At 72.0% G+C, this 13524-nt stretch carries 11 protein-coding genes; 7 read left to right on the top strand and 4 right to left on the bottom strand.

Going from position 1 to position 13524, the window contains the following annotated elements; translation table 11 throughout:
* Window positions 1-32 precede the first annotated feature (32 nt).
* Window positions 33-410: a helix-turn-helix domain-containing protein gene (locus ACIBLC_RS00060; RefSeq protein WP_266474405.1), complete on the top strand. Its 378-nt coding sequence runs from the start codon at window positions 33-35 to the stop codon at window positions 408-410.
* 201 nt (window positions 411-611) lie between these two features.
* Window positions 612-1097, top strand: a complete 486-nt coding sequence (locus ACIBLC_RS00065; protein WP_399208269.1) for a Dps family protein — start codon at window positions 612-614, stop codon at window positions 1095-1097.
* Between the two features lie 512 nt (window positions 1098-1609).
* Here the strand turns inward: ACIBLC_RS00065 and ACIBLC_RS00070 are convergent.
* The 3 genes from ACIBLC_RS00070 to ACIBLC_RS00080 all read right to left on the bottom strand — a co-directional run bounded on the left by ACIBLC_RS00070 (window position 1610) and on the right by ACIBLC_RS00080 (window position 8713).
* Window positions 1610-2374, bottom strand: a complete 765-nt coding sequence (locus ACIBLC_RS00070; protein ID WP_399208270.1) for an SDR family NAD(P)-dependent oxidoreductase — start codon at window positions 2372-2374, stop codon at window positions 1610-1612.
* Window positions 2375-2496: 122 nt separating this feature from the next.
* Window positions 2497-3396 carry an Fpg/Nei family DNA glycosylase gene (locus ACIBLC_RS00075; RefSeq protein WP_399208271.1) on the bottom strand — a complete coding sequence of 300 codons (900 nt, stop codon included), beginning with the start codon at window positions 3394-3396 and terminating at the stop codon, window positions 2497-2499.
* A gap of 106 nt (window positions 3397-3502) precedes the next feature.
* The gene (locus tag ACIBLC_RS00080) at window positions 3503-8713 is read right to left on the bottom strand and encodes an ATP-dependent helicase (RefSeq protein WP_399208273.1); all 5211 of its coding nucleotides are present in this window, start codon (window positions 8711-8713) and stop codon (window positions 3503-3505) included.
* Window positions 8714-8943: 230 nt separating this feature from the next.
* On the opposite strand from ACIBLC_RS00080, the gene ACIBLC_RS00085 reads away from it, so the two are divergent.
* From ACIBLC_RS00085 to ACIBLC_RS00095, 3 genes are read left to right on the top strand one after another with little or no spacing between them, the layout of a single operon-like run.
* Window positions 8944-9933, top strand: coding sequence for an AraC family transcriptional regulator (locus tag ACIBLC_RS00085; RefSeq protein WP_399208274.1), 990 nt, complete (start codon window positions 8944-8946; stop codon window positions 9931-9933).
* On the top strand, window positions 9885-10553 hold the full coding sequence (locus ACIBLC_RS00090; protein ID WP_399209235.1) for an AzlC family ABC transporter permease: 669 nt from the start codon (window positions 9885-9887) through the stop codon (window positions 10551-10553). The genes ACIBLC_RS00085 and ACIBLC_RS00090 overlap by 49 nt, the downstream gene beginning before the upstream one ends.
* Entirely contained in the window at window positions 10550-10858 is a 309-nt protein-coding gene (locus ACIBLC_RS00095) for an AzlD domain-containing protein (RefSeq protein WP_399208275.1), read from the top strand. The genes ACIBLC_RS00090 and ACIBLC_RS00095 overlap by 4 nt, the downstream gene beginning before the upstream one ends.
* 124 nt (window positions 10859-10982) lie before the next feature.
* Here ACIBLC_RS00095 and ACIBLC_RS00100 read toward each other — a convergent pair whose 3' ends face one another.
* Window positions 10983-11936: a hypothetical protein gene (locus ACIBLC_RS00100; protein ID WP_399208276.1), complete on the bottom strand. Its 954-nt coding sequence runs from the start codon at window positions 11934-11936 to the stop codon at window positions 10983-10985.
* Window positions 11937-12016: 80 nt separating this feature from the next.
* Here ACIBLC_RS00100 and ACIBLC_RS00105 point away from each other — a divergent pair, with 80 nt between their 5' ends.
* Together ACIBLC_RS00105 and ACIBLC_RS00110 are read left to right on the top strand one after the other, a co-directional pair.
* On the top strand, window positions 12017-12211 hold the full coding sequence (locus ACIBLC_RS00105) for a DUF3046 domain-containing protein (protein ID WP_399208277.1): 195 nt from the start codon (window positions 12017-12019) through the stop codon (window positions 12209-12211).
* Between the two features lie 60 nt (window positions 12212-12271).
* The gene (locus ACIBLC_RS00110; protein ID WP_399208278.1) at window positions 12272-13486 is read left to right on the top strand and encodes an AI-2E family transporter; all 1215 of its coding nucleotides are present in this window, start codon (window positions 12272-12274) and stop codon (window positions 13484-13486) included.
* The last annotated feature ends 38 nt before the right edge of the window (window positions 13487-13524 follow it).

The following is a 13524-nucleotide window of genomic DNA, read 5'->3' on the forward strand; positions in this document are numbered from 1 at the left end:
GGATGCGGTTACGTCCGAGGAGGGAGCCACCGATGATTCTGCTTCGTCGCCTGCTGGGTGACGTGCTGCGTCGGCAGCGCCAGCGCCAGGGCCGTACTCTGCGCGAAGTCTCCTCGTCCGCCCGAGTCTCACTCGGCTATCTCTCCGAGGTGGAGCGGGGGCAGAAGGAGGCATCCTCCGAGCTGCTCTCCGCGATCTGCGACGCGTTGGACGTACGGATGTCCGAGCTCATGCGGGAAGTGAGCGATGAGCTCGCTCTCGCCGAGCTGGCACGGTCGGCCGCGGCCACCGAGCCGGTGCCCGCACCGGTGCGTCGCCCGATGCTCAACTCCGTATCGGTGACCGGCGTGCCACCGGAACGGGTCACGATCAAGGCGCCCGCGGAGGCGGTCGACGTCGTCGCCGCCTGACGTCCATGGGCCGGCTCTCATGAGCTGAGAATGCGTGCGAAGCCCCGGTCGGGGCCTTCGGGGAAACCTGGAGGGACCGACCGGGGCTTTTGCGTGCGGTCCCCGCCTCCTTCGAACGCTCGTCTTCGGGTGACTTCTTCGGGTGACCCAAAATGCCCATATATGACATGGTTGGGGAGGTCAAGGAATCGGAGGATTTTGATGTACGTCGTCAAGAGCTCGTTGCCCGACGCGGACCTGAAGACCGTGGGTGAGGCCCTGCAGGGTGCGCTGGTCGACCTGGTCGACCTCTCCCTGGTGGCGAAGCAGATCCACTGGAACGTGGTCGGACCGCGCTTCCGTTCCGTCCATCTCCAGCTCGACGAGGTCGTGGACACCGCGCGGCTGCACTCCGACACCGTGGCGGAGCGCGCCTCGACGCTGGGCGTCTCACCCGACGGGCGGGCCGCGACCGTGGCCGCCAGCAGCGGCATCGGCCCGACGCCCGAGGGCTGGGTCAAGGACACCGACGCCGTGGCGGCTCTCGTGGACGCGCTGAGCGCGGTGATCGCTCGGATGCGGGAGCGGGTTGAGGCGACCGCGGACCCCGATCCGGTGAGCCAGGACATCTTCATCGGGATCACCGCCGATCTGGAGAAGCATCATTGGATGTTCCAGGCGGAGAACGTCCAGGTGGAGAAGCGGTGACCGGTCCGCTGCGGAGGATCGGCGTGCGCCCGTGTACCGCTGGTGCGTCCTGCCGGGCGTGAGACTGCTGTTCTGGCGTCCGGCTGGAGGTGGTGGCGGACATGACGGGTCGAATAGCGCGCTGGGGGGCGGCGCTGGGGCTTGGCGGGCTGTGGTGGTGGAGCGTGCTCCGGCTCGCGCTGGTTCCTGACGCGGGGGCGTTGGAGGGCGCGGTCGCGGCCGGCGGGTGGGGGCTGAGCCTGCTGCCGGTGCACTGTGTTCCCAGGGCACGGGCGTTGCGGGAGGTGCGGGGTCTGCGGAGGGCGCGGGGGGCTCGGGTGGTTCGGGGGGTGGAGGGTGCGGGGTCTGCGGGTGGGTCTCGCCGTGGTTTGGGGTGAGGGGCGTGGCGGGGGCGTGGGGGTGCTGAGGGCGTGAGCTTTGAGGCGGGGTTGGGCTGTGGGTCAAGGACGGGCGGGCCTTGGGATCTCCTGGGGTGAGTGAGGGGCCGCCTCCTCGTTGGATGCGGCGCGGGGCTACCAAGGCATCGCGACGCCGCCGTTTGGGCGGAGGATCTGGCCGGTGGTGAACGCCGAGGCGTTGGAGGCCAGGTGCAGTACGGCGTGGGCGATGTCCTGCGGTTCGCCGACGCGGCCCAGCGGGGACAGCCGGGCCATGAAGGCCTCGGTGTGCGCCTGCGCCTCCCCGTCGTGCCGGTCGGTCATCGGCGTCCGGATCCAGCCCGGCGCCACCGCGTTGACGCGGATGCCGTGCGGGCCGATCTCCGTCGCCAGGGTCTTCGTCAACTGGACGACCGCCGCCTTCGCCGCGCCGTAGCAGAGCAGGCCGGGCCCGCCCGTGTCGACCGCTCCGGACGCCATCGTGACGATGCTGCCGCGGGTGCCGCTCTCGATCATCGCCAGGGCCGCTTCCTGGCAGGCGTACAGCACACCCTTGAAGTTGACGCTCAGTACGCGGTCGAGGTCCTCGTCCCTGGTCTCCAGAACCGGGCTGCTGTGCATGATCCCGGCGACCGCCGCCATGACGTCGAGGCGCTCGCAGGACCTGACGGCCTGCCTGAGCCGCTCGCGGTCGGTCACGTCCAGCGGATGGGTGTGGGCGGTGCCGCCCTGCCCCTTGATCAGGGTCGCTGTCTCGTGCAGCCCCTGCGCGTCGCGATCCGCGCAGTGGACGGTGGCGCCCGCCTCGGCGAGCAGGAGGGCGGACGCGCGGCCGATGCCGCTGGCGGCGCCCGTGACGAAAGCGGTGCGTCCGGTGAGGTCGTACGCCTTGAGGGGCATGAAGGGACCGTACGAGGGTTTCTGACGGGTCGTCAATTAGCTGTTCGTCAGTTACTTCTACGTCGGTTGCTTCGATGCCGGTTGGCTGTGCGTGGGTTGGCCGTGCGTCGGTTGGTTGTGCGTCAGTTCGTTGTACGTCGGGGACCTGGGCGGGGTTTCGCGGCGCCCAGTGAGGGTGTGGGGCCGAACTGGCATGCCGGGCACCAGTAGGTGGGGCGCTCGCGGGAACCGTCGCCCTGGTTGGCCAGGCGGATCGGGGTGCGGCAGCGCAGGCAGGGGCGCGGTGTGCGGCCGTACACGTAGAGGTTCTGGTCGCGCCCCGTGATGCTTGGCCTCTGATTGAGAGGGCCTGTGGGGGTGCGGCCTGCGGTGGCGAGGTCCGTGGTGATGCGGGTCGGGCGGTCGCGGTTCGCCTCGAGGAGCTTCTTGGCGAGGACGGACAGCCAGGCGGCGCGGTCGGCGGGGAGCGCGCCGACGGGGAGCCAGGGGGTGACGCCGAGGAGGAAGCACAGCTCGCTCTTGTAGACGTTGCCGATGCCGGCGAGATTGCGCTGGTCGAGCAGCGCTTCGCCGAGCGGGCGGGCCGGATCACGCAGCAGGTTCTCCAAGGCCCTGTCCGGGTCCCAGTCAGGGCCCAGCAGATCGGGGCCGAGGTGGCCCACGGCGCGGTCCTCGTCGGTGGTGCGGAGCAGTTCCAGTACGGGGAGCCGGTAGCCGACGGCTGTGCGGTCCTCGGTGCCGAGGATGACCCGGATCTGATGGGCCGGGCCGCCGCTCCAGCGCTGCCCGTTCGCGTACACCTTCCACGAACCGTCCATCCGCAGATGCGAGTGCAGGGTCAGACCGCCCTCGATCCGGGTGAGGAGGTGCTTGCCGCGCGGGGTCACGTCCAGGACGGTGCGGCCGGTGAGGTCTGCGGTGGCGTACTTCGATACTCGCAGGTCGGAGCGGGTCAGCACTTTGCCGGCGAGGGCGGTGTGCAGCCGCCTCGCGGCCTGCCAGACGGTGTCTCCTTCGGGCATGGGTCCAGGGTGGCATGTCGGGGAGTGGAGGGCTTGGGGTGTCTCGGTGACGGACCTGGGAGTAGTCGGGTGGGCTTTATCGGGGTCTGTGGCCCTTGGCGCGTGCCTACGCGCGCAGGCGCAGTCCGCGGGGGGTCGCGATGAAGCCCGCTCCTTCCAGTAGGGCGCCGAAGGGGGAGGTCAGGGCGGACGTGCCGTTGACGCGTTCCACCGTGACCGTGCCCAGGGAGCCGACGCGGGCCGCCGCGGCGAGGGTCTCGGCGGCGGCGCGCAGGCGGGCGTCCTGCGTGATGGTGCCGTCCGGGTCGGAGGGCCAGGCCAGCAGCGTTTTGCCGCCACGCTCCATGTAGAGCGTCAGCTCGCCGTCCACGAGCACGACCAGGGAGCCTGCCTTCCTGCCGGGCTTGTGTCCTGCGCCGGTCGGGGGCTCGGGCCAGGGCAGGGCCGCTCCGTAGGCGTTGGCGGGGTCGGCGGCGGCCAGGACGACGGCTTGGGTGGTCGCGCGGGTGCGGGGGCGATTGCCCGAGGGGCCGGTGGGGGAGGTGAAGCGGGTTGGGAAGGCGGAGTCGGTCGAGTCGGCGGAGAAACCGTGGTCGTCGGCGAGGCCGGAGGTGCCCGGAGAACCGGACCAGCTTGGCGCGTCGAGGTCTCCTGGGCCGAGGCCGCCGGGCCCGCTCGGATCGCTGGAGGCGTTGGGGAAGCCGCGTGGGTCAGCGGGGTCGAGACTGTCGGGGAACCCGGAGTGATGGTCGGCGTCGCCGCCCGGGAAGCCGGGAGTTCGCGGGGAACCGGGATCGCCCGGGAAATCCGGGATGCCGGCCGAGGCATGGCGGCCGGGGAAGTCCAAGGTGCCTGCGGGACTGTGGGCGCCGGGGAAGCCCGGGGTGCCTGCGGAACCATTGGTGCTGGGGAAGCCCGGGGTGCCTGCGGAGCCGTGGGCACCGGGGAAATCCGGGGTACTTGTGGAGACGCCGTCCGCTGGGCGGCTCCAGGTACCCGCGGAGCGGGGGTCGCCGGGGAAGGCGTCCTGGGCGGGGAAGCCGTTCGCGAGGTCCGGCTCGGAGAGGGCTTCGCCCCGGTCCCGTGCGTTTGCCGCCGCGCGAAGGCGGTCCACCGCGCCGTCCATCGCGAACTGGGCCGCGCCGAGTCCTTCGACCACATATCCGCGGCGGGCCTGGCCGCTGTCCTCGAAGGCGGACAGGACGCGGTAGACCGCTGAGAAACCGCCCTCGACGCCCTCGGCCGCGACCGCGCCACGGGTCACCACGCCATGCCGGTCGAGCAGTGTGCGGGCCAGCGCGTGGGCGCGCATGGTGGCGTCGGGTTCATGGTCGGGGAGCAGGGACCAGCGGCCTGCCACGGTAGGCGGGCCTGTACGGGACTGGGGGCGTGCGGCGCCGGTGAGGGAGCCGTAGCGCCCGCGGGGGGCCGAGCGCTTGGCGCGGTGGGCGGTGGACCCGGCGGTGCGGCCCGAGCCCAGTAGGGAGCGCATCGGGGAGAGCGTGTCGTTCGTGAGCCGTCCCGACCAGGCCAGGTCCCAGACCGCGTCGGCCAGTTGGGGGTCGGTGACGTCGGGGTGCGTGGTCGCGCGGACCTGGTCGGCGATCTGGCGGAAGAAGAGGCCGTAGCCCCCGGAGAGCGCGTCCAGGATGGCCTGGTGGAGCGCGGCCAGCTCCAGGGGGTGCGGGGAGGCCAGGAGTAGTGGGGCCGCGTCCGCCAGGTACAGCGAGACCCAGCCGTCCTTACCCGGCAGTGACCCGGCCCCGGCCCAGATCACCTCTCCGGCGGCGGTGAGCTCGTCGAGCTGGGCGGGGGCGTAACCGGTGACCCGGGACGGCAGGACGAGCTTCTCCAGCGCGGACGCGGGAACGGACGCCCCCTGCAACTGCTCGACGGCACGCACCAGCCCGTCGATACCGCGCAGCCCGTGCCCGCTGCCGATGTGCTGCCACTGCGGCAGGAACTGCGCGAGCGCGGAGGGCGGCACGGGCTCCAGCTCATGCCGCAGGGCCGCGAGCGAACGCCGCCGCAGCCTGCGCAGGACCGCCGCGTCGCACCACTCCTGGCCGATCCCCGCCGGATGGAACTCCCCCTGTACGACGCGTCCGGCGGAGGCGAGCCGGTGCAGGGTGCCGTCCGTGACGGCGGTGCCGAGCCCGAAGCGGGCGGCGGCCGTGGCCGACGTGAACGGGCCGTGGGTGCGCGCGAACCGCGCGAGGAGGTCGCCGAGCGGGTCCTTGACCGGCTCGGTGAAGGCTTCCGGGACACCGACGGGCAGGGCCGTACCGAGCGCGTCGCGCAGCCGGCCCGCGTCCTCGATCGCGGCCCAGTGGTCGGCCCCGGCGATCCGGACGCGGATGGCGCGGCGCGAGGCGGCCAGCTCCTGGGCCCACGACGGCTCGGCGCCGCGCTCGGCCAACTCGGCTTCCGTGAGCGGGCCGAGCAGCCGCAGCCGGTCCGCGACGCCCTCGGCGTCCTTGACACGGCGGTCCTCGGTGAGCCACTGGAGCTCCCGCTCGAGCTCGGTCAGCACCTCGGCGTCGAGCAGCTCGCGCAGCTCCGCCTGTCCGAGGAGCTCGGCGAGGAGATGCGAGTCCAGCGACAGGGCGGCGGCGCGCCGCTCGGCGAGCGGTGAGTCGCCCTCGTACAGGAACTGAGCGACGTATCCGAAGAGCAGTGAGCGGGCGAACGGCGAGGGCTCCGGTGTGGTGACCTCGACCAGCCGCACCTTGCGGGACTCGATGTCGCCCATCAGCTCTGTCAGGCCGGGGACGTCGAAGACGTCCTGGAGGCATTCGCGAACGGCTTCCAGGACGATCGGGAACGAGCCGTACTCGCTTGCCACCTCGAGCAGTTGGGCGGCGCGCTGCCGTTGCTGCCACAGCGGGGTGCGCTTTCCCGGGCTGCGGCGCGGGAGCAGCAGTGCCCGGGCCGCGCACTCGCGGAAGCGGGACGCGAACAGTGCCGAGCCGCCCACCTGGTCGGTGACGATCTGGTTGACGTCGCTCTTGTCGAAGGCGACGTCCGCGGCGCCTACGGGCGCTTGGTCGGCGTCGTGCCCAGTGCCCGCCTTCGACGGTGCCTGGTCGAGGAGGTCGAGGCTCATCAGGTCGGCGTCGGGCAGCCGCAGCACGATGCCGTCGTCGGCGTGCATGACCTGGGCGTCCATGCCGTAGCGCTCGGAGAGCTTGGCGCCGAGTGCGAGGGCCCAGGGGGCGTGGACCTGGGCGCCGAAGGGGGAGTGCACGACGACCCGCCAGTCGCCCAGCTCGTCGCGGAACCGCTCCACGACGATGGTGCGGTCGTCCGGGATGTGACCGCAGGCCTCGCGCTGTTCGGCGAGGTAGGAGAGGACGTTGTCCGCCGCCCAGGCGTCCAGTCCCGCGGCGCGCAGCCGGAGCCGGGCGTCGTCCTTGGAGAGGGAGCCCACCTCGCGGAGGAACGCGCCGACCGCGCGGCCCAGTTCGAGCGGGCGGCCGAGCTGGTCGCCCTTCCAGAAGGGCAGCCTGCCGGGGACGCCGGGTGCGGGGGAGACCAGGACGCGGTCGCGGGTGATGTCCTCGATGCGCCAGGAGCTGGTGCCGAGCGTGAAGATGTCGCCGACACGGGACTCGTAGACCATCTCCTCGTCGAGCTCGCCGACCCGGCCGCCCCCCTTCTTCGGGTCGGCTCCCGCGAGGAAGACTCCGAAGAGCCCACGGTCGGGGATCGTGCCCCCGGAGGTGACGGCGAGGCGCTGCGCGCCGGGGCGGCCGGTGACCGTACCGGTGACGCGGTCCCACACCACTCGGGGCCGCAACTCCGCGAAGGCGTCGGACGGATAGCGGCCCGCGAGCATGTCGAGCACGGCCGTGAACGCCGACTCCGGGAGCGAGGCGAAGGGTGCCGCTCGGCGAACGGTGGTGAGCAGGTCGTCGACCTGCCAGGTGTCGAGGGCGGTCATCGCCACAATCTGCTGAGCGAGCACGTCCAGGGGGTTGGCCGGGACCCGGAGGGACTCGATGGAGCCGGTGCGCATCCGCTCGGTGACCACGGCGGCCTGCACGAGGTCGCCCCGGTACTTGGGGAAGACGACACCCGTGGAGACCGCGCCCACCTGGTGGCCCGCGCGGCCCACGCGCTGGAGCCCGGAGGCCACGGACGGCGGTGACTCGACCTGGATGACGAGATCCACCGCGCCCATGTCGATGCCCAGTTCAAGGCTGGAGGTGGCGACCACGGCGGGCAGGCGGCCCGCCTTCAGGTCCTCCTCGACGAGGGCCCGCTGCTCCTTGGAGACCGAACCGTGGTGGGCGCGGGCGAGCACCGGCGGCGCGCCCTGTGCCGCGCCCGAGCCGCCCATCAGCTGGGCCGGGGAGTGCGCCTCTTCGAAGGGCTCGCCGGTCGCCCTCTCGTACGCGATCTCGTTGAGCCGGTTGCAGAGCCGCTCCGCCAGGCGGCGGGAGTTGGCGAACACGATGGTGGACCTGTGGGACTGGACGAGGTCGGCGATCCGCTCCTCGACGTGCGGCCAGATGGAGGGTTTCTGCGCGCCTTCGTTGGCATCGGCGACCGGGGAGCCGCCCAATTCACCCAGGTCCTCGACCGGGACGACCACGGAGAGGTCGAACTGCTTGCCGGACGGCGGCTGGACGATCTCCACCTTGCGCTGGGGAGAGAGATAGCGCGCGACCTCGTCCACCGGGCGCACGGTGGCGGAGAGGCCGATGCGGCGGGCCGGCTTGGGCAGCAGTTCGTCGAGGCGCTCCAGGGTGAGCGCGAGATGGGCGCCGCGCTTGGTGCCCGCGACGGCGTGCACCTCGTCCAGGATCACTGTCTCGATGCCCGTCAGCGCGTCGCGCGTGGCCGACGTCAGCATCAGGAACAGCGACTCGGGGGTGGTGATCAGGATGTCCGGCGGACGGGTGGCGAGGGCGCGGCGCTCGGCGGGCGGCGTGTCGCCCGAGCGGATCCCCACCTTCACCTCGGGCTCGGGCAGCCCGAGCCGCACCGACTCCTGGCGGATGCCGGTCAGCGGGCTGCGCAGGTTCCGCTCCACGTCCACCGCCAGGGCCTTCAGCGGTGAGACGTACAGCACCCGGCAGCGCTTCCTGGGGTCGGCCGGTGGCGGGGTCGAGGCCAGCTGGTCGAGTGCGGCGAGGAACGCGGCCAGGGTCTTGCCGGAGCCGGTCGGGGCCACGACCAGGACGTCCGAGCCCGCACCGATGGCCGCCCACGCCCCGGCCTGGGCCGCGGTGGGCGCGGAGAACGCCCCCGTGAACCAGCCGCGGGTCGCGGGGGAGAAGCCGTCGAGGGCTCGGTGTGCGGAGCTGACCATGTGTCCATCCTGCACCCGACCACTGACAATCGCTCTGACCTGCGGCAATGTCGTCCGTTGGAGGCGCCGCCGGCTCGGGCCGCGCGGTTGCGGCGCCGACCGGCCGATCGGGCCGTCCCAGCCGGCGGGTGGCCGCGAGCACGTGCGCTGAGCGCGACCTCGGCCCGCGGGCCGCGCGCTGCCCGGCCTGCGACACGGGGTCCCCCACGCCGCTGACGCAGAATGGGGGCATGGCGGGTTCGGCGGAGAAGGCGCGGCACTGGCAGTACGCGGAACTGCCAGGCGTCGATCTGCTGCGGGCCCGATACGTCGAGAAGATCTTCGTGCGGCACACCCACGAGAACTTCGTCATCGCCGCCATCGCAGACGGGGTGGAGATCTTCCACCACGGTGGTGCCGATCAGTACGCGGGCCCGGGCTCCCTGGCGCTGGTCAACCCCGACACTCCGCACACCGGCCGGGCGGGCGTCCCCGAGGGCTGGCGGTACGGGGCGGTGTACCCGTCGCCGGAGCTGGTGGCCGAGATCGCCGCCGAGACCACCACGATCAGGGGCACCCCCGGATTCATCAGCCCCGTGCTCGACGACCCGTACGCCGTGAGCCTCGTCCACCAGGTGCTCAGGGCCGCGGAGGAGGGCAACGCGCTCGCCGCCGACACCCTGCTGCGGGTCGCCGTGACCCGGCTGCTGCGCCTGAACGGAGGTCCGCTGCCGCAGCGGGCCGTGCACACCGCCGGCGCCCGGATCGCGGCACGCGCGCGTACCGTGCTGGAAGAACGGATGGCCGAGCCGCCGTCCCTGGAGCGACTCGCCACCGACCTCGGCACGAGTCCGTTCGCGCTCCTGCGCGCGTTCCGCGACGCCTACGGCATGCCACCCCACACCTGGCTGACCGACGCCCGGGTACGCCGGGCCCGCCACCTCCTGGACACCGGTTCCGTGCCCGCCGAGGCTGCCGTGACCGTCGGCTTCACCGACCAGCCGCACCTCAACCGCCACTTCACCCGGATCGTGGGCGTGCCCCCGGGCGCCTACCAGCGGGAGCGCAAGAACGTACAAGACTCCGAGGGGCCGTTGCGCCTACCGTCCAGGGCGTGGCAGAACAGACAGCTCTCGAAGAGACACACCAAGAAGACGGCGGAAAACCCGACGCGGCGGTCGTCCGAGACGCCCTGGGAGTCGGGGTCGCCGTCGGACTGTCCGGTTTCGCCTTCGGGGTGACCTCGGCGGGCGGCGGACTCACCCTGCTCCAGACCTGCGCGCTCAGCCTGCTGGTGTTCACCGGTGCCTCACAGTTCGCGCTCGTGGGCGCGCTCGCGGCAGGCGGGAACCCGCTCACGGCGGCCGCGGGCGCCTTCTTCCTCGGAGTGCGCAACGCGTTCTACGGCCTGCGTCTGTCGCAGTTGCTGGCCCTCCCGCGCGCGGTGCGCCCGTTCGCCGCGCAGTGGGTCATCGACGAGACCACGGCCGTCGCCCTCGCCCAGCCCACCCGCCGTAGCGTCCGGATCGGCTTCACCGTCACCGGACTCAGCCTCTACGTGCTGTGGAACCTCACCACGCTGCTCGGCGCGCTCGGCGCGGAGGCCATCGGAGACACCGACGCCTGGGGACTGGACGCCGCGGGGCCGGCCGTCTTCCTCGCCCTGCTCGCACCCATGCTGAAGACCACTACGGAGCGTGCGGTCGCGGGCGTCGCGGTCCTTCTGGGCCTCGGTCTGCTGCCCGTGCTGCCCGCCGGAGTCCCCGTCCTGGTGGCGGCGCTCGCCGCTCCCGCCGCCCTCTACGTAGAGGGCCGCCGCGGTGCGAAGTCCGCCGGCGAAGCACCGGGGGAGGACCGATGAGCATCTGGATCGCGATCGGTGCGACCGCCGTCGGCTGTTATGTCGTCAAGCTCATCGGGCTGCTGGTCCCCGTCGGCGTACTGGAGCGGCCGCTCGTCCAGCGCCTCGCCGCCCTGCTGCCCGTCGCCCTCCTTGCCGCTCTCACGGCCCAGCAGACCTTCGCCGACGGACAGGTCCTGGTGGTGGACGCGAAAGCCGCGGGGCTCGCCGCGGCCGCCGTCGCACTGATCCTGCGCGCCCCTTTCCTGGTCGTGGTCGCCGCGGCCGTGGTGGTGACGGCGGGGGTGCGGGCGATGACGGGTTGACGCCGGCCGCACGGCCTCTCAGGGACACCCAGAACGTTCTCAGGGACACCAGGACACCCAGGACGCCCGGGGCACGCGCAGGCCGTACGCCCGTAGCCAGCAGCCCGGCACGCCGACCGCACGGTCAGCCGACGGACCGCCCGTACGCCCGCAGTGTGCGCAGCGCCTCGATGGTCACGATGGGGCGGCACTCCAGGGCGGTGCCCGGCGCCCACCGGCGCCAGTGGATCGGCCAGCCGCCGTCCTCCTCCTGCTCGCTCGCCAGGTGGTCCAGTGAACGCGCCATCTCCTCGTCGGTGAACCACGCGCGCGCGAGTGAGCCCGGCGTCTTCGCGTAGTCGTGGGGAAAATGGCGCTCATCGGGCGCGTAGCCGGGTGAGACGGGAAACGCCTCCGGGCGCTCCGGGTCCAGCACCGCGTGCCGGTGTTCGCGCACCAGGCGGCCCAGTCGGTCGGCGGCAGCCTCCGCGCGCGGGCGGTCGGGCGCGGAGTCCAGGAAGGCCACGGCGGCCTCGATCTCGTACGGATGGGACTTCGCCAGGGAGTCGACCGCCTGCCAGCAGAAGTCGGTCGCCCGGAACAGCCAGGCGTGCCACACCTCGTTTCGGTGCAGCAGACCCACCACGGGCCCGGTGGCGAGGAGTTCGCTCGGCGGGTTGTCGACGACCGGCACGAAGGGAGCCGCCGGATAGCCGCGCTGGCTGGGATGGACCGCCGGGAGCGCACCGTCCGGCGTCGAGACGGCGGTCAGATAGCGGCACACACGCTCCACACGCTGTCCGCCGCAGCGCCCGATCGAGTCGAGCACACGCAGCGCGTGTCCGGTGTGCAGCGGCTGGCTCACAGGACCGCGCAGATCGGGTTCCAGCGCGTGACCGTAGCCGTCGTCGTCGTTGCGGTAGGCGGCCAGCGCGGTCTCCACCGCGTCCGCGCCTCCGGCATCGCTGTTCAGGAAGTGGTACTCGAAGCGACGCTGTTCCAGCACGCGCGCGGTGAGCCAGACGAAGTGCTCGGCGCGCGCGAGCGGGGAGTGCGCCGGGGGCGTCGGGGGGAGTGGGGATGCTCCTGGTTCGGCCATGGGTCAGACCGTAGGACGGAAAGCGGTCTCGACAAGTGGTCCCGGCGAGGGCCCACCCCCAGGAGCGGGATACTGGAGGCATGCGGTTGACGGTCTTCTGGCAGCGGATGGCGGATCACTTCGGTGCGGGGTACGCCGACACCTTCGCGCGCGACCACGTGATGACGGAGCTCGGCGGGCGGACCGTCCACGAAGCGCTTGACGCCGGCTGGGAGGCCAAGGACGTGTGGCGCGCGGTGTGCGCGACCGTGGACGTTCCGTACGAAAACCGGTAACGGGGCACGAAGATCCCGGGGCGGTACTCGATTGTCGGTGGCGTGGGCCAGACTTGCTCCGTGGCCCCGACAGACGAACCCGCCCAGGTCGACCAGCAGGCATCACCGTTCGGCACGACGCCGCCCGAAGGCCCCCCGGCCGAGGGCGCCGCCGCGCGGGGCGGACGCATGCCGCGCTGGCTGCCGCGCGCCATGGTGCTCGCCCTGACGCTCATCGCCGTATTCCAGCTGGGCAGTTGGGCGTTCCACGAGCTCACCGGCCTGCTGATCAACATTCTGATCGCGTTCTTCCTGGCGCTCGCCATCGAACCGGCGGTGAGCCGGATGGCCTCGCGGGGCATGCGCAGGGGGCTGGCCACCTTCCTGGTCTTCATCGGCCTGCTGATCTTCGCCGCCGGGTTCGTCACGCTGCTCGGCTCCATGCTCGCGGGCCAGATCATCAAGATCGTCGAGGACTTCCCGAACTACCTCGACTCCGTCATCAACTGGATCAACGCGCACTTCAAGACCGACCTGAAGCGGGTCGACGTCCAGGAGGGCCTGCTCCGCTCCGACTGGCTGCGCAACTACGTCCAGAACAGCGCCACCGGTGTCCTGGATGTCTCCGCCCAGGTGCTCGGTGGCCTCTTCCAGTTGCTCACGATCACGCTGTTCTCGTTCTACTTCGCCGCGGACGGGCCGAGGCTGCGCCGCGCCCTGTGTTCCGTACTGCCGCCCGCCCGGCAGGCCGAGGTGCTGCGCGCCTGGGAGATCGCCGTGGACAAGACCGGCGGCTATCTGTACTCGCGCGGCCTGATGGCGCTCATTTCGGGGGTCGCGCACTACATCCTGCTGGAAGCCCTGAGCGTGCCCTACGCGCCTGTGCTCGCCGTCTGGGTGGGCCTGGTCTCGCAGTTCATCCCCACCATCGGTACCTACCTCGCGGGTGCCCTGCCGATGCTGATCGCCTTCACGGTCGATCCCTGGTACGCGCTGTGGGTGCTGATCTTCGTCGTGATCTACCAGCAGTTCGAGAACTACGTACTGCAGCCCAAGCTGACCGCCAAGACCGTCGACATCCACCCCGCGGTCGCCTTCGGGTCGGTCGTCGCGGGCACCGCGCTCCTCGGCGCGGTCGGCGCGCTGATCGCCATCCCCGCGGTCGCCACACTGCAGGCGTTCCTGGGCGCCTATGTGAAGCGGTACGACGTGACGGACGACCCCCGGGTGCACGGTCACCGGCGGGGAGGCTCGGAGCCGCTCTTCGCTCGCGTGCGGCGGCTGTTCAGCAGGTAACGGCTGCCGTCCGGTGAGGGCGGCCCGGACCGGAGCGG

Origin of the sequence: Streptomyces sp. NPDC050535, assembly GCF_044457665.1 — a bacterium.
In the GTDB taxonomy this organism is placed as follows: domain Bacteria; phylum Actinomycetota; class Actinomycetes; order Streptomycetales; family Streptomycetaceae; genus Streptomyces.